Below are 24,326 nucleotides of genomic sequence, written 5' to 3'. Positions count from 1 at the left end.
ATTGTCTGGAATCTCCTTCAGGCTCAGGAAATGTCCATGCACGCCCATCGTTCTGCTTTGTCGTTGCTTGCCGCTGCGTTGCTGTTGAGCAGCAGTTCTGCCTGGGCAGAAAACCTGATTGACGCCTATCAGCAGGCCTACCATACCGACCCGGTACTGGCCCAGGCCCGCGCCGAACTGGCCGCACAAATGCAGGACAAGCCCCTGGCGCGTTCAGCCTTGCTGCCCCATGTGGGGGTTGGTGCAGCGGTGGGCTTCAATACCGCCGACATTACCGGCTTTGGCAATATCGACATTAATCGCGCCTATTTGTCCGACAGCTACAGCGTCAATATCACCCAATCCGTATTCAACGGCCAGGCCTGGACGGCGCTGAAACAGGCAGACTCGCGCATACAGGCCAGCGCTGCCGGCCTGACCTACACCGAACAGCAGCTCGCCCTGCAGGTCGCCAAGGCCTATTTCGGGGTGCTGGAAGCCCAGGCCCAGGAACGGGTGGCGAAAAAGCAGAAATCGTTGCTGGAGAGCATTTATCAGCAAACCGAAGCCACCCTGAAAATAGGCACGGGAGACATTATCGCCGTGCGTGAAGCCCAAGCCCGGGTTGATGCCGCCGAAGCCGATCTCATCAAAGCCAGCAACGGGGTGGCGATCGCCGAGAAACAGTTACAGCGCCTGACCCATCATCCCATCGGCGTGCTGGAGCCTCTGGGCCATTATCAGGCTCTGGGGCCGCAGCCTGATGATATGCAGAGCTGGGTGCACAGTGCTGTTCAGGATCAGCCGCTGATGCACCAGGCCCAGGCCCAGCTCCACACCGCCCAGCAGGAAGTCCAATACCATCAGCGCGCGCGCTGGCCGGTGGTCAACCTGCAGGGCGTAGCCCAGCATGCCCTCGGGAATCCCTTTCCGGGGCTGGTCATGAATCAGGCCGGCGTCAGCCTGAACTTGTCCGTCCCCCTGTATGAAGGCGGCAACATTTCCGCCTCCGTGCAAAAAGCCCAGGCGCAAACCGTAGCCAGTGTGGATCATGTCGCCAATGTGCGCGATGAAGTCACCCTGAACACCCAAACTGCTTTTCTCAATCTGAAAAACAGTGTGGCGCAGCTCAAGGCCGCCAAAGAAACCGTGGACTCTGCCAAACTATCCCTGGAAGGAACGCGCAAGGGCTATGAAGTGGGCACCCGCTCCATCATCGACCTGCTGCACACCGCCACCGACTACGTGCGGGCCGAGCAGGACTACAACGTCGCCTTCTACAATCAGGTGATCGCCCGGGTGCAGCTCAAGGCGGCCTCCGGACAAATCAATATGGCGGATTTACAGGCTATCAATGCCTTGTTGGTCAGGAACGTCACCCCATAACACCTCAGCCGAGGAGTATTCAACGCATGGCTATCCAGAAAAAAAAGCTGATCATTGTTGCGGTAGTGGCTCTGGCCATTGCAGGCGCAGTCGCCTATTGGCAAACCCGACCGGCTGCACCCAGCGATCAGGTAACCGTTTATGGGAATGTCGATATCCGTCAGGTGCAGGCAGCCTTTGATGATAATGGCCGGCTGCTCGATCTCCTGGTCCAGGAGGGCGATCGGGTCAAAAAAGGCCAGTTACTGGCAGAAATTGATCCCGTGCGTTTTCAGGATGCGGTAGACAAAGCCAGCGCTGCGGTGGCTGCGCAACAACAGGTATTGGCGCGCCTGCTGGCCGGTTCCCGTCCCGAAGAAATTGCCGAAGCTCGCGCCCAGGTTGCCGCTGCCCAAGCGACCATGGTCAACGCTGAAAGTACCTGGAAACGCCAGGAGTCCCTTGCCGCCCAGCAATATGTTTCCCGACAAAGCGCCGATAACGCGGCGGCTGCCCTGAAGACGGCCCGCGCCAATGCCGAACATGCCCAACAGGCCCTGTCTCTGGCGATTAAAGGCCCGCGTAAGGAAGACATTGCGGCAGCGCGGCAGGTGCTGCAGGCGGATAAAGCGGCCTTATCTTTAGCGCAGCGTGAGCTGGTGGATACGCGCCTCTATGCGCCCGATACCGGCGTGGTCCAGGACCGCATTCTGGAGCCGGGCGATATGGTTTCTCCGCAGACGCCGGTGTTTACCCTGGCACTGGATAATCCGGTTTGGGTGCGTGCCTACCTGCCCGAAAAGGCACTGGGTCAAGTTCGCCTGGGCATGAAAGCGAATATTCAAAGTGATTCTTTCCCCGGCAAAACCTTTTCCGGCTGGGTGGGTTTCATTTCACCCACCGCAGAATTTACGCCCAAGACCGTGCAAACCACCGAATTGCGCACCGAACTGGTCTACCGGGTGCGGGTTTATGCCTGTAACCCCCGGCATCAGCTGCGTCTCGGAATGCCCGTTACCGTGCATGTTTCCCTGCAAAACAATCCTCCGCAAAAATTGTCTGCGCATCCCTGCGGAAACTGAGTCGTGAGCGAAGCGGTTACGCCCCTGCATTTTGCTGATGTCAGCAAAAGCTTTGCCCGTGGCAAGGAGCGGGTGCAGGCACTGGATCATCTGGAGATAACTTTGCAGGCAGGCAGTATCACCGGGCTGCTGGGGCCGGACGGTGCGGGCAAAACGACCCTGATGCGTCTGTCAACGGGTCTGCTTTTGCCTGATAGCGGAACGGTTAGGGTTCTGGGGGCCGACACCCGCAGTCAGGCCAGCACGATTCAGAAACACATTGGCTACATGCCCCAGCGTTTTGGTCTGTATGAAGAACTCAGCGTACAGGAAAACCTGGATCTTTTTGCCGATTTACAAGGTTTGAATCGGGAGACGGCGCGGAGCCGCCAGCAGGAGTTGCTCAAGCTGACGGCGCTGGGTCCTTTTGGCGCCAGGCCTTCCGGAGCCCTGTCCGGCGGAATGAAACAGAAGCTGGGTCTGGCCTGTGCCCTGTTACGGGCGCCGCAATTGTTGCTGCTGGATGAACCGACCGTGGGCGTGGATCCCATTGCCCGCCGTGAACTCTGGGAAATCATTCAGGGCTTGCGCGAAAAAGGCCTGACCGTGTTGATGAGTACGGCCTATTTTGATGAGGCCGAACGCTGCGACGAAATCATTCTGTTACATCAGGGTAAATTGCTTAAAAAGAACACGCCGGCGGCATTCAGTGCGCCGCTTCAAGGCCGCTGTTTTCTGGTGAGCCAGCAAACGGCCAGCAAGCGACATCTCCGCGAAACCCTGCAAGCCCGTCCGGGTATTCAGGATGCGCGTATTCTTGCCAATGGCGTGCGGGTGCTTTGCCGGACCACGACCCAGCCCGAAACACGGGCAGGGGAGAACTGGCAAGCAGTGGCTCCGGCCTTTGAGGATGCTTTTGTGGATTTGCTGGGTGCTGCAACGTCCACGTCTGATGCGCCGTTGACCAGCAATACGGCGGCGGCAGAGCCAGCGCAGCCGATTTCTCCGGCGCCACCCAAGGCGGAATCCACAGCGGAAACCGTCATTGAAGTGCACGATCTCTGCAAGTTTTTCGGGCATTTCGAAGCCGTCAAGGGGAATAGCTTCAGCGTTCAGAAAGGGCAGATTTTCGGCCTGTTAGGGGCCAATGGTGCCGGTAAAAGCACGACTTTTCGCATGCTTTGCGGTCTGCTTCCCGCCTCATCAGGCACCTTGCGTGTGGCCGGGGTGGACATGCGCCACGCCAGTGCCCAGGCGCGGGCCCGCATCGGGTATGTCTCCCAGAAGTTTTCTCTTTACGGCAATCTCAGTTGTGACCAGAACCTGGCCTTTTTCTCGTCAGCCTATGGCTTGCGCGGGGCTGCGCGCCGGCAGCGACTGGATTGGGCGCGGCGGGAGTTCCAGTTGCAAGACTATCGCGACGTCAATGTAGATGAGCTTCCTCTGGGCATCAAACAACGCCTGGCCCTGGCTTGCGCCTTGTTGCACGAGCCCCCCATTCTCTTTCTGGACGAGCCCACTTCCGGTGTCGATCCCCTGGCCCGGCGGGAATTCTGGAAGCGGGTCAACGCACTGGCAGAAACCGGGGTGACGGTGATGATTACCACCCATTTCATGGATGAGGCCGAATATTGCGACAACCTGGTCCTGATGTCGCTCGGTGAAGTGCTGGCCCAGGGCAGTCCCGAGCAGGTGCGCGCCCAGGCCCGCAGTGAAGAACATCCTGACCCCAGCATGGAAGACGCATTCATCCTCCTGATTGAGCATCACGAAAGTCAAATCCGGAGATCCTCATGAATCTGCAGCGCCTGCGCGGCCTGATTCGTAAGGAGTTCATCCAGATTTTGCGAGACCCTTCGGCCATAGCCATTGCTTTTGTCCTGCCGGTATTCCTGCTGTTTTTATTTGGCTACGGTGTCTCGCTGGATGCCCGTCATATCCCCATTGCCGTTGTCGTGGACCAACCCACCGCAGAAACCAGCGCATTTGTGGGTGGGCTACAACATTCACCGTATTTCACGCCGGAAATATACGGCAGTCTGCATCAGGCCCGGGAGGCAGTCATGGACCGCAAGGTCGATGGGATTGTCTGGCTGCGTGCTGATTTCAGTCGCCAGGTTATTCAGGGCAAAACGGCGCCCATCGGCGTGTTGGTCAACGGGGTGGATGCCAATAATGCCCGCATTATGGAAGGCTATATGCAGGGTGTCTGGCAAAACTGGCTGCAACAGCGTGCCCTCAATGCGGGCAAGCCGCTGATTATCCCCATCAATGCCGAACCACGCATCTGGTTCAATCCGGCCTTGCGCAGTCGCGATTTTCTGGTTCCCGGCCTGATTGCCGTCATCATGACACTCATTGGCGCCTTGCTGACCGCGCTGGTGGTGGCGCGGGAATGGGAACGTGGAACCATGGAAGCTTTGATGGCTACGCCGGTCACCATGGCCGAGATTCTGCTCGGTAAGTTAATACCGTATTTCATCATGGGTATGGGTGGTCTGCTGTTGTCGGTGGCTCTGGCCGTCTGGCTTTTCGCTGTCCCGCTGGTGGGGAGTTTCTGGGTGTTGCTGGTCTGTTCGGCACTTTTTCTGTTGGCGGCGCTGGGTATGGGTCTGCTGATTTCCAGTGCGGCCCGCAACCAGTTTGTGGCCGGGCAGATTGCCATCATTGTCACCTTTTTACCGGCCTTCATTCTGTCGGGCTTCATTTTTGACATCCAGTCGATGCCCGCGCCTATCCGCCTGGTGACCCACATTGTTGCCGCCGGTTATTTTGTCAGCATCCTGCAGACGGTGTTTCTTGTCGGTGATGTGTGGTCCATCATTCTCTGGAATAGTCTGGCTTTGCTGTTAATGGCCCTGTTTTTTCTGGGGGTTACCTGGCGACGTTCGCGTAAGAGGTTAGACTGATGCTGGCACGCATATGGGCCTTGGTGATCAAGGAATTTCTTGCGCTCCTGCGCGATAAAAAAAGCCGTTTTGTACTGATCGGACCGCCGATTATCCAGCTGCTGGTGTTTGGATATGCCGCTACCTACGACCTGAGCCATATTCCCTATGCGGTTTATAACCAGGACAGCGGCTTTGCTTCCCGGCAACTATTGGGCGAATTTCAGGGATCCACCGCGTTTAAGCAGGTTGCAACCATTGAAAACGAAGGACAAATTGCTCCGCTCATCAATAATGAAAAAGTCTTGCTCGTCCTGAATATCGGCCCGCACTTTACCCGCGATTTGCTCATGCATCATCCCACGCCCTTGCAGGTGATCATCAATGGCCGCAACTCCAATACGGCCACCCTGGCCCTGAATTATGTCAATACGGTGTTGATGCACTTCGATGTACGCTGGGCGCAGGAACACCACTGGGGAAGACCGCCGGCGCAACTGGTAGTGCGTTCGTGGTTTAACCCCAATCTGCTGTCGCGCTGGTTTATCGTGCCGGGTATTGTGGCACTGCTGGTGTTGGTGGTGACGCTGTTGGTCACCGGTTTGTCCGTAGCCCGGGAGCGGGAACAAGGGACCTTTGATCAATTGCTGGTGACGCCCATGCGTCCCGTGGAAATTTTGCTGGGTAAGGCCATACCCGGTTTTGTGATCGGTGCGCTGGAAGGACTGTTTATTGTGCTGGTGGCGGTGTTCTGGTTTCAGGTGCCCTTTGTCGGCAGTATCCTTGCCCTTATCCTCGGTTTGGCTCTGTTCCTGATGGCTGCAGTCGGTATCGGCCTGATGATTTCTTCCCTATCGGTCACTCAACAGCAGGGCCTGCTGGGCGTGTTCATTTTTCTGGTGCCGGCCATCATTCTTTCGGGTTTCGCCACCCCCATTGCCAATATGCCCGAAGTGGTGCAATACCTGACCTATCTCAATCCCATGCGCTATTTTCTGGTGATTGTGCGCGGCGTTTTTCTGGAAGGGGACAACATCCCCATGCTCTGGCCCCAATACTGGCCCCTGGCCATTATCGCCCTGTGTTCCATGGCGGCGGCCGCATGGCTGTTCCGGCATCGGATGCAATGATGCGCTCTTTGACTCAACACGGTTCACCGAAGAACAAAATCATTATGCCGAATGGTTCAGCAGGAAACGCCAAGCGGGGACTACGTCAATTTTACCTGAAAAGACGGGAATTTGTTCTTCCTCGTTACGCGTTACGATAATGCCTTGGGCTTGTTGAAGTTCGGACATGGCTTCGGCCAGTGCAGTGGTTTCCCGTTTGCGGGTATGCGGATCGGCCATTGATTCGCACACCTGAACAAGCATGCGGGACTGGCCTTTCCGACCGGTGATAAAATCCACCTCCCGGCCCATCCTGGTTTTGTAATAATAAATATCCGGCGTTAGCCGTCGCAACGCGGTAAACACCAGGTTTTCCAGCAGATGCCCCGAGTTGACCAAAATGCCGGAGCTGATTGACGTCACCAGGGCATGATCGACGCAGTAAATTTTCTTGGGGTTGGTGTTCACCCTGGCCAACGAAGCATCAAAAATACGCACTGTGAACAGAATGAAGGCATCCTCGAACCATTCGAGATAATCGGCTACGGCGGATTTGGGTACCTTGTGCCCCAGGGATTTCAGATAACCGGTCAGATTGTTGATGGAATAGAGCGATCCGATGTTGTCCATCAACCAGTGTGCGAGATCAATGACAGCTTTGGGGTGGGCAATATCATGGCGCTCAACCAGATCAATGCTTTTTGAATGGTCAGGCGTTTTTTGGTGGAGAGCGGACCGGCACTGTCGATTCCCTTATAATCGAGAAATTCCAAAAATGAAAATGGAAACATTTCCCAGGAAATTGCCCGGCCACGCATCTGGGTCGCGATCTCCCTTGAAAGCATCTGCGCCGACGACCCAGTGATGTACACTTCACAATTTTCCGTACGCATTAACCGATCCACAAAGGGTTCCCAACCAGGAACCACCTGAATTTCATCAAAAAAACAATACACCTTCTCCGCATTCTTTTTTTCTGGATAGAGCGAAAAATAAGCCTCCAGAATCACCGCCAATTTGTCGTGTTGAAGATTGTGCAGGCGATCATCGAAAAAATTCAGGTAAAGGATGTTCTGCCGGTCAACCCCCGTATCCTGCAATTTCTTCATAAGCTGAAACATAAAAGTCGATTTACCGCTGCGCCGCACACCAATGCAAACGGTAGCCTTACCGGGCATATGTGAGACAGAAATCTGCCTGGCTATGCCGGTAGGCAGATCCATATCTTGAAAATCGAGGAAGATTTCTTTGAGTATGTCGATCACGTTGAATAATCATAACCGGATATGTGTCTATGATCCAGCGAAGGGTCGCGTGCTGTCCCATTCCCCGACGACCTTTCAGAAATCAGAGCGGCTCCGATGGTTGGTGCGACCATCAATCAATTCATGGTCCAGTCATCCCTGCGTGAAGCCGAGCGGATCATCGAACAAGAGCGGGTCATGCGTTTATCTGCCCAAGACACAGAGACCTTTATTCAGGCGTTGGAAAATCCGCCACCACCCAATGCTCAATTGAAGGCAGCACTGCAACACTATAGAGAAGCCAAGCGAGACGATGAAGATACAGGCTTTAACTGGCATCCGCGACCGAAAGGGCTTTGATTGTGGCGTCGAGGTCCTGAATTTTTGGCTTCGGCAAACAGCGTTGCAGCATCAAGCAAAGGGGATATCGCGAATATTTGTTGCCATAGCATCAGACGCTGAGGAGATAGAAAGTTACCACTCAGCAGGCTATGTAGATATTGGAGAAACCAGTATTCTCGGTTACTTTGCTTTGACCTCTGCCTTTGTTTTGTCCACTGATCTCACTCCCGAATTAGCCAGACGCTACCCGCGCCAGATCCCTGTTACCCGACTGGGGAGGCTGGCTGTTCATTCCAATCTGCAAGGGCAGGGGCTTGGACGTTTGTTGCTGGCTGATGCCGTCACCCGCTCTCGCAATGCCGCATTGTCAGTAGGCAGTGCAGGTATATTTGTAGATGCCAAAAATGCAGATGCAGTGCGATTCTACAAGCGCTATGGTTTTATTGCCTGCCATGAGCAACCCTACAAGCTGTATTTGCTGATGTGGCCCACAGTCAGGCTGAAATAACCAGCTTCATGTCATGCTATTGCCTTAAACACTACCCTGGTAACCAACAACGAGGCCGATTTTCGTATGTTCCCCGGTCTGACTATGGAAAACTGGGTGGATAATTGAGGCGCGGACATGGATACAGAACAAAACCATTATGCTGAATGGTTCAGCAAGAAACGCCAGGCGGGGCTGGCCTGTCCGATATCTTATCCAGCGAAGCGCCGCGCGTCCTTCAAAAGCAGGATGAGTTGCCGGTCGTCGTCTGGCGTCGGTTCGAATCCGAAACGGCGATAGAATGCATCAGCATCGGCGTCAAGGGGGTGCGTCAGCAAAGCCCGGATGCCCGCATGCTCGGCAATTGCAAGCGCCCGATGGATAGCATCTTGCAAAAGACTAAAGCCGATACCTTGTTTTTGATAATCGAGATCCACGGCAAGGCGTGCAAGAATAACTAGCGGAATCGGGTACTGTCCCATTCCCCGACGAATGCGTTCAGGTGAATCGAGTGTATCGATTTGGCCCACCGTCAGGCTGAAATAACCGACAACACGAGTTTTATCACAAACCACGAAGGTTCTCGCCGAGCCGCTACCTTGCGCCTGGCGGGCGTGACGCAACAGCCAGTCGGTGAGACCGGATTTACCGCAGTCAAAATCTTCCAGCCGATGTTGCGCATCGAGTGGCTGCGGCGCGGACAAGCTCATTTTTTGGCCCACACCGGGGCTCGGGAGAACAGATCGGCCAATCCGGGGTTGTCAGATTCTGGCCGATCGAGCATTTCCAGAATCGCTTGATACTGACTGCCGGTCACCATGAACAGGCGCTGGTCGAGCAGGGTCTGCTCGGCAGCCTGGTAAGCGGCATCGAGAATGAAATCAGTCAGTGATTTATGGGCGACCTCGGCGGCGCGACGCAGTACAGTTTCCTGAGCCGGTGTTGCGCGCAGTCCAAGGCGGGCCGAGCGCGTCGTAGTGTTTGTGGTCAGCATGGCAACCGTCCTTGTGGTGTACGTTGGGTGTCATGTTAGTACAAATGACGCTACTCGTCCAGGCGACTGTAAGCGGGTGACAGGGCTCATGTACATCCATGTATTTACATTGCTACCCAAACGGGCCGGAATAGAACCGGGCATAGGTAAAATGGGGGAGGGGGGACCAAGTGATCACGAAAATTTTCAGAAATGGCAATTCGCAGGCCGTCCGCATCCCGGCGGAACTGGCCTTCAAGAATTGGAAGAAAGAACGTTTTTACTTTGGTCTGAAAAACTGTGCTCCCAAAAGTTGATGTCTTTCTGTGACAATCCCAGGTCCTGCAAAACCGCACGCCAACCTTGCAGCGCTTCACAGCACTCGTGGACAATATGTGTCGCTTCCGACTTATCCAGACCAAAGGCCTCCACCATGGACAGCGCGTTTTGCAAAGTAGCCTGACGCCCTTCTTTACCGAGAGCGATGGATAAGTCGAATTGGGTATGCAGACCGGGGCGACTATGCGTTGGGTTGATGTCATATGCCGGTGATAATTGCCAGGTGCCGTCCACGCCCAGAATTACCGCATGATTACGCAGATGGTCATCCGTATTTCGGACCAGCCAGTTGAAGATCATTCTCCTGAAAAGCTCCGTCGCCCCAGACAGGTCCCCGAACATCCTCAGATGGTTGGCCAGGTCAGGATAACTGCCTAGCCGGTTTTCGCTTTCATCGAGATTCAAAAGAGACAAGCCACTGACCATGGCCAGGTGCTGCATGTTTTCTGGAGTGCCGACCCGGTCAAAGCGTTGCGACAGAAACACATGGCGACCATCCTGGAGTGGATACAGTTCGGTATTCGGCGTTGTGATTCCAGCGCGGCGGGCCAGTATCATGGTGGCCTGCTCCAGGAGACCTACGTCATAACTGTCCCGATAGGCGGGCAGCTTGGCCAGCCACATTTGCCCCTGGTGGTAAACCGAGAGTTTCGGGCGAGCGCCCCCCATACTGGTTCTTTGTACCAGAAAATCCGCCAACGGCTGCAGGGGATAGGATGATGGGCCTTCCTGCTCCAGAGATTCGACGGCCTGCACAATCGCAGACAGATCCGGCACGTCATCGGTCCTATTTACGGGCGCGGGGATCACCGGAGCGCTTTCCAGGTCTCTGGAAAACGCCAGAAATCCGGGGCGATCCTGAACATCCGCCTGCAATAAGTCCGAGAATTGCACGGACTCTACTGCGATACCCAGATTTTTGGCATAAACCAGCGTGCCCCAGTAATCCGGCAAGGCATCCCGAATCGGTCCCGTTAGTCCCCGGTTCATTGTTTGGGTCAATATAGGCGGGCCGTCTTTCCGCCATGCAGGCATAGGGGCGATGGGCGGCAAATCGTCGCGTTCACGATAACTGCGCACATACTGAAAGGTGCTGATCGCCGCGCTTTCGTGGTAAGTCAAAATGCCTGCCAGGTACCTTTGTGTCGCATCCGGGCAGACGTACACATAGAACAACGGCGCATTATCCGTGCGGCTCATAGGCTATCCGCCAGATCATCGGGTGAAACACTTCTGGATCGACGGCGGGTACGCAGGCTTTGTTCGAGGGCCGCCCCCTGGTAGTCACGGTCATACAACAGCAGGTTATCAAGGTCCCCCAGCATCCCCAGTAAAGACAAAACCGCCACCCAGGTGCCAATGGCGGTCCCCGGGTCCGCCTTTTCCATTTTGCGGTAGGTAACAATGCTCACCTGCAGTAATCTGGCCATTTCGATTTGTGACCATCCACGGCGCTTACGGGCGCGTTTCAGCCGCTCGGCAAGGCTCCGCAGAGAGGACTCCATGCGGCGGGATTGACCATGAGCCGGCTCAGTCCGCTGCAGCTTTTTGTTAGGCAAAATATCCATAATAAATACTATAATATCTACAATTGGTTTATTTGGATACTATTTTATGGATGTGTTTGCACAATTCGAGGTTACGGCGATAGATCGACTATAAGCAGATGACAGGGTTTATGTACCTCTATGTATTTACAGTGTTTCTCAGCGGTAACGCTGGTTCTCGAAACTTTGACTGATTCAAAACTAATCACTATGATTTGAAAAAAACCAAACCACATCAGAAAGGCTCGTGCCCGATGGACATCAAGGAGGTGCAACATGACCGCAGCAACCAAAGTGCTGACCGCACACGTACCGCTTCCGTTGGCAGACAAGGTAGATCAGATGGCTTCACGACTTGAGCGTTCGCGCGGCTGGATCGTAAAGCAGGCGCTTTCCGCCTGGATCGCCCAGGAAGAGGAGCGCGACAGACTGACCCTAGTAGCGCTGGCTGACGTAGACGCCGGCCGCGTCATCGATCACCAGGCCGTGCAAGCATGGGCGGAGAGCCTTAGCACTGACCAGCCGCTGCCGATGCCGCGTTGATGGAGCTGAAGTGGACCAGCAAGGCGCTTTCCGATTTGGCGCGCTTGTATGAATTTCTGGCTCCGGTGAACAAGCCCGCCGCCGCGCGGGCGGTGCAGGCGCTGACCAAGGCCTCGACCATTCTGCTGACCAACCCACGCATCGGCGAGCAACTTTTCCAGTTCGAGCCGCGCGAGGTACGGCGAATTCTGGTCGGGGAGTACGAGGTTCGCTACGAACTTCAGGATTCGATCATCTACATGCTGCGGCTGTGGCATACCCGAGAGGACCGCTGAAATGGCTTTACCACCAACTTACTATGACTTCGTGCGCAAGTTGCGCTCTATCCTGGTTGAGATGGGGGGCAGGACGCAGCGAATTTGCTGAGCGGCCCCAACCCTCCACAGGCCATTCATAGTATGGACGACTGCGAAGGCGACGATGAAGATACCAGGCTTTAACTGGCTCCACGGTTGAATGACTCAGCAGGGAACGCCCGTCAGCCGTCGCAACGCGGTAACCACCAGGTTTTCCAGCCGATGCCTCGAGTTGACAAAATGCCGGAGCAGATGGACGTCACCAGGGCATGATCGACGCAGTAAATTTTCTTGGAGTTAGTTTGCCAACGAAGCGTCAAAAATACGTACCGTGAAGAGAATGAAGGCATCCACGAACCATTCGAGATAATCGATAAGGTAGATTTGGCTAACTTGTGCCACCCAACCCCAAATATGGTTTTATCTTCTGCCATGGTCAACCATACAAGCCGTATTTGCCAATGTGCCGATTCACCCGATGGGCAGTTAGCCTTTCGGGATATTAATTAACAAGTTTCCATCCCGTGGGGCCACCCAAGGGTAAACCAGCACCGAAGCCTGTGGGAAACATTTTTGTCGGTCCGGTATTATTAGCTGACCCTTGCAACAATGTGCGGCCATTGAAGCTAGAGACGGTGGGCGTGAAGGCCGTTCCGTAACCCACGAAAAGTGCACTAGTAATGGCATCTCCAGTACTGTTAGTGAAAGTACCACTGGGAAAAGTGCCATTATTGAGGGCATAGAGGTAATAGTAAGCATTGCTATTTCCACAGGTGTTTGCAGATGGTGGCACGGTAACTGGAAGAATCACGGCACCACTGTTAATTAAAGCGGGCGCGGAAACGACGGACCCCGCTGGCAACGCCGTGATGGGTGGATTGGCACTAGAGGTCTGCGTAGTAAAAGCCCCGCTGCTCCATATACCAGCACCGCCAGCATAGGCCGACCATACTGGTGACCAAGTACCATTTAGCTGAGAAAAAATAGTGATACCATTGGGTCCTTGTACACGCAGATAGTTTTTACCTTGATAGTAACTACCACCGATATACTGCACTTCACCCGGATTACTGCCACTGAGGCTCCCAGACCATGCCGACGAATAATTGCCAATGGCGGCATTATTAACAAAATCCTTAGCAAGCGTGAGGGTCGCGGCGCCGGGCGTCAGTAAGCCTGGCAATGTAGCAGAGGATATTTCGTATATGTTACCGGTATTGTCGCCCAGATAGAGATTCCCACTAGCGTCGATGTAGGGGGTGGCGGTGTTATTAAAGGGGAGGCTGTCCTGAAAACTTTGGCCAGTGCCCACATTAACCCCTATCAGATAACTGGTACTGCTGGTGGCGCTGATAGCTTTGTTTACGGCCCATAATGCCCAGGTCTGGCCAAAGCTCGTGGTTCCCGGCGTCTGATATTGATAAAAGACCGGATTGCTAGGCTGCGGTTGGCTATAATTGTCGCCCAGATCATCCTCCCACACCGTTTGGCTCAGGTCTGGCCCAGCGGTCCCAGTCCCAGTCAACTGGAGATCATAGAGAATGCCACCGTTACTGGCACTGCCCGCTACATAGGTATGCCAAGTATGCGAGTTGGTCGTCGGCGCGACTGTGGCGTCTATGGTCTGGAATCCGCCCTGCATACTGACGCCCTGCCAGAAGGTATTGTAATTTTGGAGTTGGGGAAGCAGCCCTTGAGGCATCCATCCCCAAAGGAGCGTCGGGCTGCCGGTGTTGTTGTAGCCCATCGCATACAGGAAGCCGTCATTGTCGCTAAAGAGGACCGCATTCTGGCGACTGGCGTGTGATTGTGCGAATTTCAGGTAACTGTTGGTGGTCCCGCCCGCGCCCAGCAGTTGTCCGTTGTTGGGCGCGGTGAGCACCTGCGGCGGGGTGGAGGTAGGTAACCCCATATACCAGCCACTTTGACGCCCGCCGAGATAGGCACCACTACTAAAGGACGGGTCAATGGTATATTCGGCAATAGTGCTTGCAGTCAAGCTTGTAGGCAGGGTACCGAATGCGCTAGGCGTATTCTGGGCGACATTGGTCAGCAAGCTCTTTATTCCTGCCCCATTCGTGCCGCCGGGCGTCGTGGTATAGAGGGCACTGGAGCGATTGCTCATGTTACTGTTGGCGTTCCAGGATGGACTAATGCTCGGCGTACCATTACTCTGTAATGCATAGGCATAGAGGTCGCCTTGCCCAGTGATTGGATTAACATTCTTGAGCAAAAACTCCAAAGACCCCACAGTTGCGGAAGGCGGTGCGCCATAGGATGCAGAAACACTTTTTCCGAGGATGTTGGCGATGATGCTGTTCATGGCGGATTGCACATCGGAGGCAGACGTTGCAGCATAAAAGTTATTAGTACCTCCCGCCTGCGCCATTGCGGTGAGCACGGCCTGCCCCTGAAGAGCTACGGCATTATCCGCAGAAGATGCACCTAGGACATTAGGGTTGACTGCGGAGCCCACCCCTAAAACATAAGTCTTGATGCCCTGTTGTGCGAGCGCCTGGATTTCTTGAATGGCTTCTACTACGGCATTATTTGTCGTGGAACTCCAAGTGCTGGCGGTGATAGAAGTGACACCGAACATTTGTGCCGAAGCGCTTCCCAAGGGCGGATATACATATCCGTTATTCATGCCTTGTGTAGGTTGCCCATCAGTGATGAAAATGACATATTTGCTACCACAGGTCGTTGGTGGCTGTGTTTTTAGTTTGCCATCGTAGTAGTTCAGTGCTGTGCTGAAAGCGCCAGCCATGGGGGAAAAGCCAGCTGAGGCGGTTATCGGACCTTTATCTGCGTAATTAAATTTTGGGTTGTTAGGTAGAAAAACTTCCGGGAGTATGGCCTTAGCGATATTGGTCTTATTGATACTATTAGTTGCGGATATGGGGCTGACGATATTGCCACTATTATATTGGGTGCTGGCATTGAATGCGTATCCTCGTTGAGAGAGCCATTCCTGATATGATTGAGGTATATAGCCTGCGCTGGTGGGACTCATATAACTAGCCAGTCCACTGGTATAATAACTGTAAGTCACATGAGGTATTGGTGCTGTATTTCCTCCAATCGCTAGTTGCTCGTAATCAGGTAAGTTCATATTGTGGACTTTTGGATTGGTACCTACTGCATTCGTAGAACCAGACCCTGCTCCGCCATAACCCGTCGCATACATCACGTCATTGATGATCGGATCATCACTAGTTGCCTGAATATACATGTACGGATCACTAATGCTTCCGTTACCATAGCCAAATACATATTGTTGCAAAATAGTACATGAATTACTGTCTGATTGGTAACAGGGATTTGCCACTTCTACATCTCCAGATGGTGGTGTGGTACCACTGTTTCCAAAAGAAAATCCATTGCCATCACTCATATAATACACCCATGTATTATAGAGATATATCCCAGAATCCTCAATATTTTTACCGACATAGTCCATCAACCCGAACTGAATATTGCTGTTATATTCTGGTGTGCTGATAATTGTGCTGATGGCCTGTTCCGCCACATTGAGCATGGATTGTGAGTTATCAATATAACCATAATTAGTGGATGTGGATGTTGCACTGGTTGATGTTGAAGCACCCACAACTTTGCAGGCACTCAGAGCGGCGGCGGTAATGCCGGACGTATTGCAGGGGACGGAGTAAGGCACACTGGTCCCGGGCGAACCCAACGCGGGCGGTGTGAAACCGCTGGCAGTATAACTCACGGGTGAGGAAGAATTAGCGTCCTCTGGCACAGTGCCAGACCCAGTCATAATGGCTCCGGACAGGCCGGTGGGGCCTTGCAGGACACCCGCCATGCCTTGTGAGTTATCCAGCAATATCATCACCTGCGGCTGGTTAGCAGGCAGGATATTGATAGTACTGTTGGCCTGGGCAAAGCTGCTCCAAGACACGAGTGGGGCGGTACACATGGATAAACTAAGCAAACTTACAAGAAATTTCTGACGTATTTTTTTCTTCATTGCACTTTCCTCAAAATGGTCTGCACCGTAACACCAAGACCACCGCCATTGGCTCTGGATGTATGTACATAAACAACGTAATAACGAACGCTTTGTACGCCGGGTCCAGTGCCAGTTTGATTTTGTTCATTGCCGCCTATTTGAGTGGCAAGAGCTCCGGCGGGATACATGACGTACTGCACATTGAAATTAAAGCTGCCATATTGAACAGGAATGGAGGCACAGGTTGTTCCAGTGCAACTAGACCAAAAGCTTGCAGGCGGTACTGTTGGCCGGGTTGGACCATTAGCGTTGGTCGGTAACGGGCTGTACCAATAGCCCGGGGATGTGACTTCCGGCCAGTTTGGTAAGTTCTGCAAGCTGGTATTCGCAGCCGTCACGCCATCATCTGTCGCTTCCTGGGCGGCGCTCTGCACCGCCATATTGGATGAAATGAGGACATCGTTTTGGGTTAGGTACATAAGCGCGAGGACGGCAATGGTAACTACCAGTACGAGGACGAGGGTGATGACGAGAATCGCGCCGCCTTCCTGCTTATTAATTTCTGATTCCTTTGCGAATAGGAAACGCTTTGCTTGCTCAATCATGATCCACCCCAGATATTATTCCGCACCGGCACTACACTCTCAAAAAGATGGTAGGCATAGTGTCTGCAATTACCTTGAAGGCAGCCTGGGCCATTGGTTTGGGGCACAGTATATGTTTGCTGTGCTTGTCCAGGAGGAGTGGGCATAGCAAAGGTGGCTGGACTAATTTCGTTGGGCATGTAACGGGTGCTGCGCGCCAGTAATGAAATCTTTACAGCGAGGATTTGCAGAGTGGGAGTAGGGGTATATTTGTTTGGTAAGACCCATTGACTGATGGCGCTATTGCTGCCCAAACCGTACTCCAGTTGTAGATCTACTATGCCCCGCGCCAAAGCCTGACGTACGGGCTTGGTGGTCTGGTTGGCAGTATATTGAGTTAAATAAAGGGTGGGTGTAGCCGTACCCCCGTTGTCACCAATACTAAATTGATTAATGGTGAAGTAATTGCTGCCCAAGTCCAAGAAGTTTGCCCCAACAAAACTCATGCCACTGATGTTATAGGTGGTGCCCGCAATACCGGACAAACCCTGGCTCGGATTAAAGGGAGATAGCCCATGATTGTATTCGATATTATTTCCATTTTGTCCCTTTCCCTGAGGATTTACGTTGGTCACCTGACCCATTAAACACGCTTGCCCGGGTAAGTCGATAATAAACATATCATTAGGCTGAACGAGATTTACATTACTCAAAAAAACTGTGGCAGATGTGCTGTTGGGCGTTTTGGTGATTGTCCCTACAGGGGCATTCCCAAATGATGCTCCCCCCGCCACGGTCATCAATGAATAGGTATTGATATTGCTCATAGATGTTGGGTCATAGGTGCCGCTGCTTTGCACAGAGGCGGTTATGGCCATTAAAGAAAAAGATGAACTAGTCTGATTGCTGTTATAAGCGGCAATCCCGTTAGGACAGTCAGATGCCTGTGGTAATCCGAAGCCCGCAGATTCAACTGCCTGGCGCACTATCGCCAGCGCGTTACGTCCCCTCTGCCACATATCCGTAGTGCTGCTCTGGTTGGTGATAATCTGGCTGCTATTCAGAAAAAATGTGAACACGGCAGCCGCCAGCAACGTGCTGATTACTAGTGCTATCAAAAGCTCGGTAAGGGTAAAGCCAGTTTCGGAGACGTCAGCTTGGCGCATAGTCAGTATCCCACGATGGTTTGTACGGAGTAGGTCTCTGGGGTACCGTTAAGTCGCCAGGAAACGGAAACGGTAGCTATACAGGGGCACACCCCGTTGCCTTGCTGGGAAAGGACCGTGATGCTGCCAGAGGCGGAGGGGAGGGCGGGAGGGAGACCTGGAGGATACAGCATGTTTTTCCAGGTGCTAATCTCTTGTGCAACTGTGGTGTTGGCGCTGCCAGGAACGGTGACGTTGCCTGTTGGTGATATGGCTGCGCCGTTAAACTGCAGAGCGTTGCTGCCATTGGCGCGGATCAGGCCGAGAGCATTTTGGGCAATCTGATAGCCACCCGTGAGATTGTTGCCCTCGGCGCTGGTGCTGAATCCGGTCATGAGGATGGCCAGGATACCCAGCGAGCCAATGGCAAAAATCGCCAGGGCGATCATAGTCTCAATGAGAGTGAGTCCCTGCTCCGGCTGCTGAGGTGAGTACATGGCAATGTGCCTCATTTTAGGTTGCATGCCGTGCTCGTGGCGGAAGCCGTGGCGCAGGACCGCACGTCCCCGGCACCACTGACTTGCACCAGCCAGTAACCGTAGGTAGCTGGCTGCTGGCTGGCGGCCTGAAAAACGATAGCGGCGCTGGTAACGGTGTTGTTTGTGTCGTACACCATACCCGTGGGTGTGACACTGAATGTGCCACTGTTCAGAACGGTGCAAGGGGTATTCTCGTATTCGCTAGCGTACTGTGTTGCGGTCATCTGGGGGACGTTCTGCAGGGTTTTGTTGACAGTCTGCGGTGTGATGGCCCAAGAGCAGGCATTACCGCCGCCCTGAATGTTCACCGTCACAGGATAGCCGCTACGGATCGCATAGCCCTTGGCCCAGTTTATATCCTGCTGAAGATTTCCTGCTGCGGCTTGAATACGCGCCCGCACCATCCAGATATTGTATTGAGGGATAGCAATGGCCGCGATAATAGCCATGATGGCAATAATCACCATCAGCTCTATCAAGGTAAAGCCTTTGCCCCAAACTTCGGGCAGGGTTTCGGGCAAGCCCTCACCCCCCATGCGTCACCACCGCGCCCATCTTGAAGATCGGCATATACATGGCGACTACCAGAGTGCCGACAATCACGCCCAACACCACCATGATCATGGGCTCCATGAGGGTGGAGAGGCGGTTGACGGATTCTTCTACGTCGTTTTCGTAAAAGTCCGCGACTTTGCCGGACATGACTTCGATGGCGCCGGTTTCTTCGCCAATAGACAGCATTTGCGTGGCCATGATGGGAAAGACACCATCGGTTTTGAGGCGGGTGCTGATGCGACCACCGGCGGCGACGTCATCGCGGGACCGTAATACGCTGTTTTCAATAATTACATTGCCGGAAACTTTCGAGAGGGTTTCCAGCGCTTCCAGAATGGGCACGCCCGCCGCCTGCATGGTGGACAGGGTGCGCATAAAGCGGGCGACGGCCCCTTTCAACAAAATGTCACCCAGTACTGGAATTTTCAGGGAAATCCGGTCAATGACGGTTTTGAAGGGCAGGCTGCGCTTGTAGGCAAAAATGAATAACCACACGGCGGCAATGGGCAGGAGTACGACAATATACCAGTGACTTTTCATCCAGTTGGAAATATTGATGACAATCTGGGTGAGCAGGGGCAGGGTGGCTCCAAAGCTGCTGAAAAGTTGCGAAAACACCGGAATCACAAAAATCATCAAAATCACCACCACCACCAGCATCACGGTAATGATGGCTGCTGGATAAAACATGGCGGACTTGACCTTTTTGTTGAGGGCCAGGGTTTTTTCGCGGTATTCGGCCAGACGCAGCAGGATGGTGTCGAGAATACCGCCTTGTTCACCGGCGGCAATCAAGGACACAAACAGTCGATCAAAATACTTGGGGAAATGCGCCATGGATTGCGAAAGTGATTCACCTTCCTTTAGATGCTTAAGGATACCCTTAAGGAGTTTTTTCATGGCTGCACCCTGGGTGGCGCTAATCAGCAGTTCAAAAGCCTGTACCAGCGGCACCCCGGCGTTGATCATGGTGGAAAGCTGGCGGACCATGACGACCAGTTGGGCTTCCTTGACGCCTTTTTCACCAAACAACGGTTGGGGGACTTTGCGCACTGTTACCGGCACCAGTCCCTGCCTGCGGAGAGCTACCCGCACCACATTGGCACTGGCGGCATTCATTTCCCCTTTTTTCTTGTCTTTGGCACCGGGCAGGGTGGCTTCCCAGACAAAGTCGTAGGTTTTCGCCTCTTTCACCGCCACCTTTTTTCCTAGTGCTGTTGCCATCCAATCTCTCCTCATCACACAACGTTATCTAGCTTAGAAATGAAAAAAAACAACCTGCGCAAAGCGCATTTTCCCCTACGTCAAGTTATCTTCCGCAAAAACCGACTTTAAAACAGCCAAGCCCCGCTCATGATATTCTTTGATGGTGTTCCTATGCACATTGAGTATGGCAGCACACTCTTGCCTTGTGGCTGGTGGCTTCCCATCCAGACCGTACAATAAAATCATGGTGTTGCTCTGGGTTTCTGGCATGCTCGCCAAGGTCTTAACGATGAGATCCCAGATGTCATTATACATGGCCCAACTTTCCGGCCCGATATCCTCGCAAATTAGAAAATCAGCGTTTTCTTCAATATCCTCAATGCTAACCACTTCAAATGGTATGTAAGGGATTTCCCTGCCCGGATTTTCATCATGGAAAGCAGCACACATTTCTTTGGATTTTCTTGTTGGAACGAAAACAAGAGTAGAAGCTATTCCTGCCTCCTGAAAAGACCACTTGATCCAAAATCTTGCGTATGAAGGAAAAGAGCCTAGTGACGAATCAAATCGCTCTGCAGCACGAACAAGTCCATAATATGCGATTTGATAGGCATCCTTATAACCAAATCTTTTTTTATAGGGTATTGCCATTTTTTTTGCCAGCGGCATATACTCGACAATCTTTAAATTCTTAGATATATCGGCTATTTTTTTATCTTTCACCGCTTAACCTTTTGAATCCATTTGTTATAGCCACCAAGACATATATGTCCCCATATCTAGGGCTCATTAATGACATGACCACTGTGTATAGGTTATTCATAGTCATCTTCAATATTCCCATTAAATGCCGCTGATCAATCACAACGCCGTCCTCCGCGCTAAGTTGTGTTAGCGGGTTGATCAGATTGAAAACAAAAGCCCTTCCGCTTCCACAGGAAACCCGTAATCGGTCAGAACCAGTTCGATCTTGATCATAAGTGTCGGTCGATGGGTGCAGGCAGCAGTATAGTGCGCGTTATTGTACTGCAGTATCCGTTTGACTCAACCATCCCTACCTGGGCTTCTTCTTAGCAAAGAAACCGCCATGCGCCGAGGAGAAATTGCCGCCATGCAATGGCGCAACGTGAATCTTCGGACCAACGTCCTTTGGGTCCCGGACTCCAAGTCAGGAGATCTGCGCCGGGTGCCACTGTCCAGTCGCGCACTGGCCGTTCTGACCCCGCTGCCCCGTCGCGTTGATGGCCAGGTCTGGGGGATCCGTGCGGACAGCATCACCCAGGCCTTCGAGAGAGCCTGCCGCCGCGCACACATTGATGACTTAGGCTTCCATGACCTCCGCCACAAGGCCACCAGCCGATTTTTTGAAATAGGTCTGAACTCCGTGCAGGTGGCTGCCATTACCGGGCATAAAACCCTGCAAATGCTGCAGCGGTATACCCACCTGCGGGCGGAAGAACTGGCCAAGCTACTGGGATGATGAGTCTTTTGTTCCTCTGCGTCCTTCCTCCGCAAAACAGCCGTTCCCCCGGCTGAAAGGAGCGGAGCCATGGGAAAGAATGCCGCTTTCCCTGCACAGGACGGCGCAGCCAATGGGTGAAACAGAAAACATCTGCAACAGGCTCTTCCCAAGGCGGCATCGGCCATGCGCGTAGGCCTCTTGGGGATCGCGTTCAGGGCTCCTGACAGTCTGGCGTGTCTTTGCCCAAAATTGCGCCCAAGTGACCTGTGCTTTACCCGTCAGATAGATCAAAACGTTCCTGTAACGGTTGGGTCTGGGGAGTGACGAGGTCGGCGTGTTCTTCATCATCCATTATAAATTCTACTTCTTGAGGCATTTCTCCCATAGGGGCCAATGGGTTATGCGGATCGGGCAAAGTGCCCGCTTTCCAGGCATCGGCACGGTCTTTGATGCCGACTGGTGGCATCCAAGCGATGACCTTTGCACAACCCAAGTCACACAGTTTTTCGATTTGCCGTGCATGGGCAGCATCGGTTTTGGCCTGGGTCTCTGGGTCTTGCTCATGATCCATGGCCATGTAAACCGATTCGGCTTTTTTCAGCCGCTGCTGCACATGCGGCTGGTCTAAAAACGATTGCACACCCGCCCCGCCAGAAACAATGATGCAGGGGGTTGGCTTCTGATAGGCCTTGTGCCATTCAACGATAGCCAGGGCATCCATACCGCCTTCCACGACCCAGACAGCGCTTGGATCATCCCCATCCCAGATGGCCGGGTACGCCTTATTGGCGTGCCGCACATCAATCCGCGTGAGTTGTTTTTCACCATCAAATGACTGGATCGGTTGCGTCAGCCGAACCGTCATCGATCGCAATTGGCCGTTATCGCCAAGGCCACAAAAGGCCGCAGACGGAACCCCGTTATAATCCACAAAACGTAAGAAACCTGCCCCTTGGGCACGGAGGATAGTCTTCTGGCTGATACCGCGCTCCTCCAGATAGTGCATCACCGGATCCGCATTACGACAGATTGGGGGTGCAGTCGGAAAACGATCCATTGGAGACCATTCTTTGGGTTGTGCCGGAACCAACCGGCTTCCTGAAAGATCAACAATGGCTTGCTGAAAACGCAATCCCATTTCATCGGTGCAGAAAGCAATGGCGTCACCGCCTCTACTGTGATCCCAGGTACACCAGACATAATGACCATCCGGCTGTTTCGTTACGCGGTAACGATCGTCAATACTCCAGTTTTTCACTCCGTCTTTTTTGACCTCTAACCCCACCGATTTCATGTAAGCCACCAAATCGGCCATGTGTGCTGTATCCCGCACCTGTTGATATTTCGCCTGTCTATCCGGTGAATCCTGCTTTTGTTCTTTAGCCCGACGCTTTGCCGCAGACGCCTTTTTGAACCGCAAATTCCAAGCGACACTTTCGGGATCATTTGTAACACTTACAGGAACACCAGTATCAGAACCACGGTCAACGTGGCCGCGACCGATGTTGCTATCCAGAATCGGAGCTTCCATTGAGTGATCTGCTCCTGCATTTTGGACTGCTCTGTCCGTGAATTTTTGGACTCCTGTATCCAGCCCTGCATCGTTTTGCTTATCTGCATGTTTTTTCGGTGCTGTTCCCGTGCCATCATCACCGACCGCTTCACCTTGTCCTGCGAAAGCGTCCGCATCTCTTTCTGGATGGCGTCCACGGCGGCTTGTATCAATGGCTCCATGATCGCTCTCTGGGCATCCAGCCCCTGATCCAGCGACTTGGCCATCTTTTCCATCAGCTCCAAACTTTCCGTTATTTGGTTGGCTATCGCTTGCGGTAGTGCTTCCAGTGCTGCCACGGTTTCCGCTGTCATTTCTAACAACTGGCTTGCGCTTGGCAAGTTCTTCAAAGTCTCTATCTTGCTCATAATCCACCACCTTCGATAATCTTGACCATTTATATTTATCACCCAGACTAGAACCCTTAAAACTCAATCCGCCATAAGAAAAAGAAAAACCGCTGAACGTCCCTGTAGCGGCCAAATTAGCCCGGACACCCACCCCATTTGCTTCCAGAAACTCGACAAATTGCATGATAGGCTGTGGTTCTTTCATCGCCTCATTGAGCAAATCCTGAAGGACTAATCGCGGCGATTTTACGCCCTTTCTTAGTCCTCCCTCTATCTCACCTTTCTTTGGCTGTTTAATGTCTGGCATCTTTATTTTTCCATCAATATATTCCGGCCCTTTGGTAATCTTCAAAAGATGGTCAGTCTCAAGTTCTTGAATGATTCTTGTGGACACCAAATTCTCGTTTTTACCAAGATATAAAGAACCATCAAACGCAATGCGTGATGCAACAATGTGAATGTGCTGACCTTCTTCATCATCATGTAAAACGTAACAACGGGGGTGCAAATCACTAAAACCCATCCTGCTCATGTAGTCATCAGCAATCTTTACCCATTGTGCATGCGTTATAGATTCGTCCCAAGGAAGCCTCAAACTGTTATGCCAAACTGGCTTCTCAATCTCCGGTCGAAGAGTTCTGGCCATCCCGAACTCCTGCGCTAAAGTACGTGGATCTGTCCCTGACAGATTGCCACCCAGCAATCGACCAGGTTCGTTTTTGTGGTCCTCATCACGACCGAAAACATAATTCAAGACCTGTCTCTTATACACATCTCCGAGCCCACG

The 24,326-nt window shown here is 53.1% G+C and carries 24 protein-coding genes; 10 read left to right on the top strand and 14 right to left on the bottom strand.

The genetic code is table 11. The features are described 5' to 3' along the window. The first annotated feature begins 36 nt into the window (after positions 1-36). From H7F08_RS11360 to H7F08_RS11340, 5 genes are read left to right on the top strand one after another with little or no spacing between them, the layout of a single operon-like run. Positions 37-1,365, top strand: a complete 1,329-nt coding sequence (locus H7F08_RS11360; protein WP_193640604.1) for a TolC family outer membrane protein — start codon at positions 37-39, stop codon at positions 1,363-1,365. 26 nt (positions 1,366-1,391) lie between these two features. Next, entirely contained in the window at positions 1,392-2,426 is a 1,035-nt protein-coding gene (locus H7F08_RS11355) for an efflux RND transporter periplasmic adaptor subunit (RefSeq protein WP_024894554.1), read from the top strand. Positions 2,427-2,429: 3 nt separating this feature from the next. Next, complete coding sequence (locus tag H7F08_RS11350) at positions 2,430-4,202, top strand: ATP-binding cassette domain-containing protein (protein WP_193640599.1); 1,773 nt, start codon at positions 2,430-2,432, stop codon at positions 4,200-4,202. Continuing rightward, entirely contained in the window at positions 4,199-5,314 is a 1,116-nt protein-coding gene (locus H7F08_RS11345) for an ABC transporter permease (protein ID WP_193640598.1), read from the top strand. The genes H7F08_RS11350 and H7F08_RS11345 overlap by 4 nt, the downstream gene beginning before the upstream one ends. Next, positions 5,314-6,423 (top strand): ABC transporter permease, encoded by a 1,110-nt coding sequence (locus H7F08_RS11340; RefSeq protein ID WP_024894551.1) that lies wholly within the window; start codon positions 5,314-5,316, stop codon positions 6,421-6,423. The genes H7F08_RS11345 and H7F08_RS11340 overlap by 1 nt, the downstream gene beginning before the upstream one ends. 42 nt (positions 6,424-6,465) lie before the next feature. Here the strand turns inward: H7F08_RS11340 and H7F08_RS15525 are convergent, their stop codons facing one another. Then, positions 6,466-7,035: an ATP-binding protein gene (locus H7F08_RS15525; protein ID WP_404813376.1), complete on the bottom strand. Its 570-nt coding sequence runs from the start codon at positions 7,033-7,035 to the stop codon at positions 6,466-6,468. Then, positions 7,032-7,667, bottom strand: a complete 636-nt coding sequence (locus tag H7F08_RS15520; RefSeq protein ID WP_215866418.1) for an ATP-binding protein — start codon at positions 7,665-7,667, stop codon at positions 7,032-7,034. The genes H7F08_RS15525 and H7F08_RS15520 overlap by 4 nt, the downstream gene beginning before the upstream one ends. 96 nt (positions 7,668-7,763) lie before the next feature. Here H7F08_RS15520 and H7F08_RS11330 point away from each other — a divergent pair, with 96 nt between their 5' ends. Beyond that, positions 7,764-8,006, top strand: a complete 243-nt coding sequence (locus H7F08_RS11330; RefSeq protein WP_024894548.1) for a DUF1778 domain-containing protein — start codon at positions 7,764-7,766, stop codon at positions 8,004-8,006. Positions 8,007-8,049: 43 nt separating this feature from the next. Then, on the top strand, positions 8,050-8,496 hold the full coding sequence (locus tag H7F08_RS11325) for a GNAT family N-acetyltransferase (RefSeq protein ID WP_193640597.1): 447 nt from the start codon (positions 8,050-8,052) through the stop codon (positions 8,494-8,496). A gap of 191 nt (positions 8,497-8,687) precedes the next feature. Here H7F08_RS11325 and H7F08_RS11320 read toward each other — a convergent pair whose 3' ends face one another. The 4 genes from H7F08_RS11320 to H7F08_RS11300 form a co-directional block, all read right to left on the bottom strand. Beyond that, positions 8,688-9,185: a GNAT family N-acetyltransferase gene (locus tag H7F08_RS11320; RefSeq protein WP_024894546.1), complete on the bottom strand. Its 498-nt coding sequence runs from the start codon at positions 9,183-9,185 to the stop codon at positions 8,688-8,690. Continuing rightward, positions 9,182-9,469, bottom strand: coding sequence for a DUF1778 domain-containing protein (locus tag H7F08_RS11315; RefSeq protein WP_010638966.1), 288 nt, complete (start codon positions 9,467-9,469; stop codon positions 9,182-9,184). Before H7F08_RS11315 ends, H7F08_RS11320 begins: the two co-directional genes overlap by 4 nt. A 234-nt stretch (positions 9,470-9,703) precedes the next feature. After that, entirely contained in the window at positions 9,704-10,987 is a 1,284-nt protein-coding gene (locus tag H7F08_RS11305; RefSeq protein ID WP_193640596.1) for a type II toxin-antitoxin system HipA family toxin, read from the bottom strand. Further along, a complete protein-coding gene (locus H7F08_RS11300; RefSeq protein WP_158006076.1) occupies positions 10,984-11,346 on the bottom strand; it encodes a helix-turn-helix domain-containing protein in 363 nt (120 codons plus the stop codon). Before H7F08_RS11300 ends, H7F08_RS11305 begins: the two co-directional genes overlap by 4 nt. Positions 11,347-11,610: 264 nt before the next feature. Here H7F08_RS11300 and H7F08_RS11295 point away from each other — a divergent pair, with 264 nt between their 5' ends. Next, positions 11,611-11,877: a CopG family ribbon-helix-helix protein gene (locus tag H7F08_RS11295; RefSeq protein WP_031573366.1), complete on the top strand. Its 267-nt coding sequence runs from the start codon at positions 11,611-11,613 to the stop codon at positions 11,875-11,877. Then, the gene (locus H7F08_RS11290; RefSeq protein WP_193640595.1) at positions 11,877-12,152 is read left to right on the top strand and encodes a type II toxin-antitoxin system RelE/ParE family toxin; all 276 of its coding nucleotides are present in this window, start codon (positions 11,877-11,879) and stop codon (positions 12,150-12,152) included. The genes H7F08_RS11295 and H7F08_RS11290 overlap by 1 nt, the downstream gene beginning before the upstream one ends. A gap of 523 nt (positions 12,153-12,675) precedes the next feature. Here H7F08_RS11290 and H7F08_RS11285 read toward each other — a convergent pair. The 7 genes from H7F08_RS11285 to H7F08_RS11255 form a co-directional block, all read right to left on the bottom strand. After that, a complete protein-coding gene (locus tag H7F08_RS11285) occupies positions 12,676-16,164 on the bottom strand; it encodes a type IV pilin biogenesis protein (protein WP_193640594.1) in 3,489 nt (1,162 codons plus the stop codon). Continuing rightward, entirely contained in the window at positions 16,161-16,751 is a 591-nt protein-coding gene (locus H7F08_RS11280; protein ID WP_010638977.1) for a hypothetical protein, read from the bottom strand. Before H7F08_RS11280 ends, H7F08_RS11285 begins: the two co-directional genes overlap by 4 nt. Further along, positions 16,748-17,896: a PilW family protein gene (locus H7F08_RS11275; protein WP_024894540.1), complete on the bottom strand. Its 1,149-nt coding sequence runs from the start codon at positions 17,894-17,896 to the stop codon at positions 16,748-16,750. The genes H7F08_RS11280 and H7F08_RS11275 overlap by 4 nt, the downstream gene beginning before the upstream one ends. Before the next feature lie 2 nt (positions 17,897-17,898). Then, positions 17,899-18,372 carry a prepilin-type N-terminal cleavage/methylation domain-containing protein gene (locus H7F08_RS11270; RefSeq protein WP_227487865.1) on the bottom strand — a complete coding sequence of 158 codons (474 nt, stop codon included), beginning with the start codon at positions 18,370-18,372 and terminating at the stop codon, positions 17,899-17,901. A gap of 11 nt (positions 18,373-18,383) precedes the next feature. Then, the gene (locus H7F08_RS11265; protein WP_010638982.1) at positions 18,384-18,950 is read right to left on the bottom strand and encodes a GspH/FimT family pseudopilin; all 567 of its coding nucleotides are present in this window, start codon (positions 18,948-18,950) and stop codon (positions 18,384-18,386) included. Further along, on the bottom strand, positions 18,940-20,193 hold the full coding sequence (locus tag H7F08_RS11260; RefSeq protein ID WP_024894538.1) for a type II secretion system F family protein: 1,254 nt from the start codon (positions 20,191-20,193) through the stop codon (positions 18,940-18,942). Before H7F08_RS11260 ends, H7F08_RS11265 begins: the two co-directional genes overlap by 11 nt. A 75-nt stretch (positions 20,194-20,268) precedes the next feature. Then, positions 20,269-20,898, bottom strand: coding sequence for a sigma-70 family RNA polymerase sigma factor (locus H7F08_RS11255; RefSeq protein WP_193640593.1), 630 nt, complete (start codon positions 20,896-20,898; stop codon positions 20,269-20,271). A gap of 298 nt (positions 20,899-21,196) precedes the next feature. Here H7F08_RS11255 and H7F08_RS11250 point away from each other — a divergent pair, with 298 nt between their 5' ends. Continuing rightward, positions 21,197-21,655: a site-specific integrase gene (locus H7F08_RS11250; protein ID WP_319803970.1), complete on the top strand. Its 459-nt coding sequence runs from the start codon at positions 21,197-21,199 to the stop codon at positions 21,653-21,655. Between the two features lie 253 nt (positions 21,656-21,908). On the opposite strand, the gene H7F08_RS11245 is transcribed toward H7F08_RS11250, so the two are convergent. Beyond that, entirely contained in the window at positions 21,909-24,311 is a 2,403-nt protein-coding gene (locus tag H7F08_RS11245) for a relaxase/mobilization nuclease domain-containing protein (protein ID WP_319803971.1), read from the bottom strand. Positions 24,312-24,326 lie beyond the last annotated feature (15 nt).

Origin of the sequence: Acidithiobacillus sp. HP-11 (assembly GCF_015100075.1) — a bacterium.
Lineage (GTDB): Bacteria > Pseudomonadota > Gammaproteobacteria > Acidithiobacillales > Acidithiobacillaceae > Acidithiobacillus > Acidithiobacillus thiooxidans.
Note: the sequence above shows the minus strand (reverse complement) of the source record. Positions and strands in the feature narration are given on the sequence as shown.

Bases quoted from the DNA above. Each gene is read 5' to 3' on its own strand.
- H7F08_RS11360 (WP_193640604.1), top strand. From the start codon at position 37: ATGCACGCCCATCGTTCTGCTTTGTCGTTGCTTGCCGCTGCGTTGCTG.
- H7F08_RS11355 (WP_024894554.1), top strand. From the start codon at position 1,392: ATGGCTATCCAGAAAAAAAAGCTGATCATTGTTGCGGTAGTGGCTCTG.
- H7F08_RS11345 (WP_193640598.1), top strand. From the start codon at position 4,199: ATGAATCTGCAGCGCCTGCGCGGCCTGATTCGTAAGGAGTTCATCCAG.
- H7F08_RS11340 (WP_024894551.1), top strand. From the start codon at position 5,314: ATGCTGGCACGCATATGGGCCTTGGTGATCAAGGAATTTCTTGCGCTC.
- H7F08_RS11330 (WP_024894548.1), top strand. From the start codon at position 7,764: ATGGTTGGTGCGACCATCAATCAATTCATGGTCCAGTCATCCCTGCGT.
- H7F08_RS11320 (WP_024894546.1), bottom strand. From the start codon at position 9,185: ATGAGCTTGTCCGCGCCGCAGCCACTCGATGCGCAACATCGGCTGGAA.
- H7F08_RS11315 (WP_010638966.1), bottom strand. From the start codon at position 9,469: ATGCTGACCACAAACACTACGACGCGCTCGGCCCGCCTTGGACTGCGC.
- H7F08_RS11305 (WP_193640596.1), bottom strand. From the start codon at position 10,987: ATGAGCCGCACGGATAATGCGCCGTTGTTCTATGTGTACGTCTGCCCG.
- H7F08_RS11295 (WP_031573366.1), top strand. From the start codon at position 11,611: ATGACCGCAGCAACCAAAGTGCTGACCGCACACGTACCGCTTCCGTTG.
- H7F08_RS11290 (WP_193640595.1), top strand. From the start codon at position 11,877: ATGGAGCTGAAGTGGACCAGCAAGGCGCTTTCCGATTTGGCGCGCTTG.
- H7F08_RS11285 (WP_193640594.1), bottom strand. From the start codon at position 16,164: ATGAAGAAAAAAATACGTCAGAAATTTCTTGTAAGTTTGCTTAGTTTA.
- H7F08_RS11280 (WP_010638977.1), bottom strand. From the start codon at position 16,751: ATGATTGAGCAAGCAAAGCGTTTCCTATTCGCAAAGGAATCAGAAATT.
- H7F08_RS11275 (WP_024894540.1), bottom strand. From the start codon at position 17,896: ATGCGCCAAGCTGACGTCTCCGAAACTGGCTTTACCCTTACCGAGCTT.
- H7F08_RS11270 (WP_227487865.1), bottom strand. From the start codon at position 18,372: ATGTACTCACCTCAGCAGCCGGAGCAGGGACTCACTCTCATTGAGACT.
- H7F08_RS11265 (WP_010638982.1), bottom strand. From the start codon at position 18,950: ATGGGGGGTGAGGGCTTGCCCGAAACCCTGCCCGAAGTTTGGGGCAAA.
- H7F08_RS11260 (WP_024894538.1), bottom strand. From the start codon at position 20,193: ATGGCAACAGCACTAGGAAAAAAGGTGGCGGTGAAAGAGGCGAAAACC.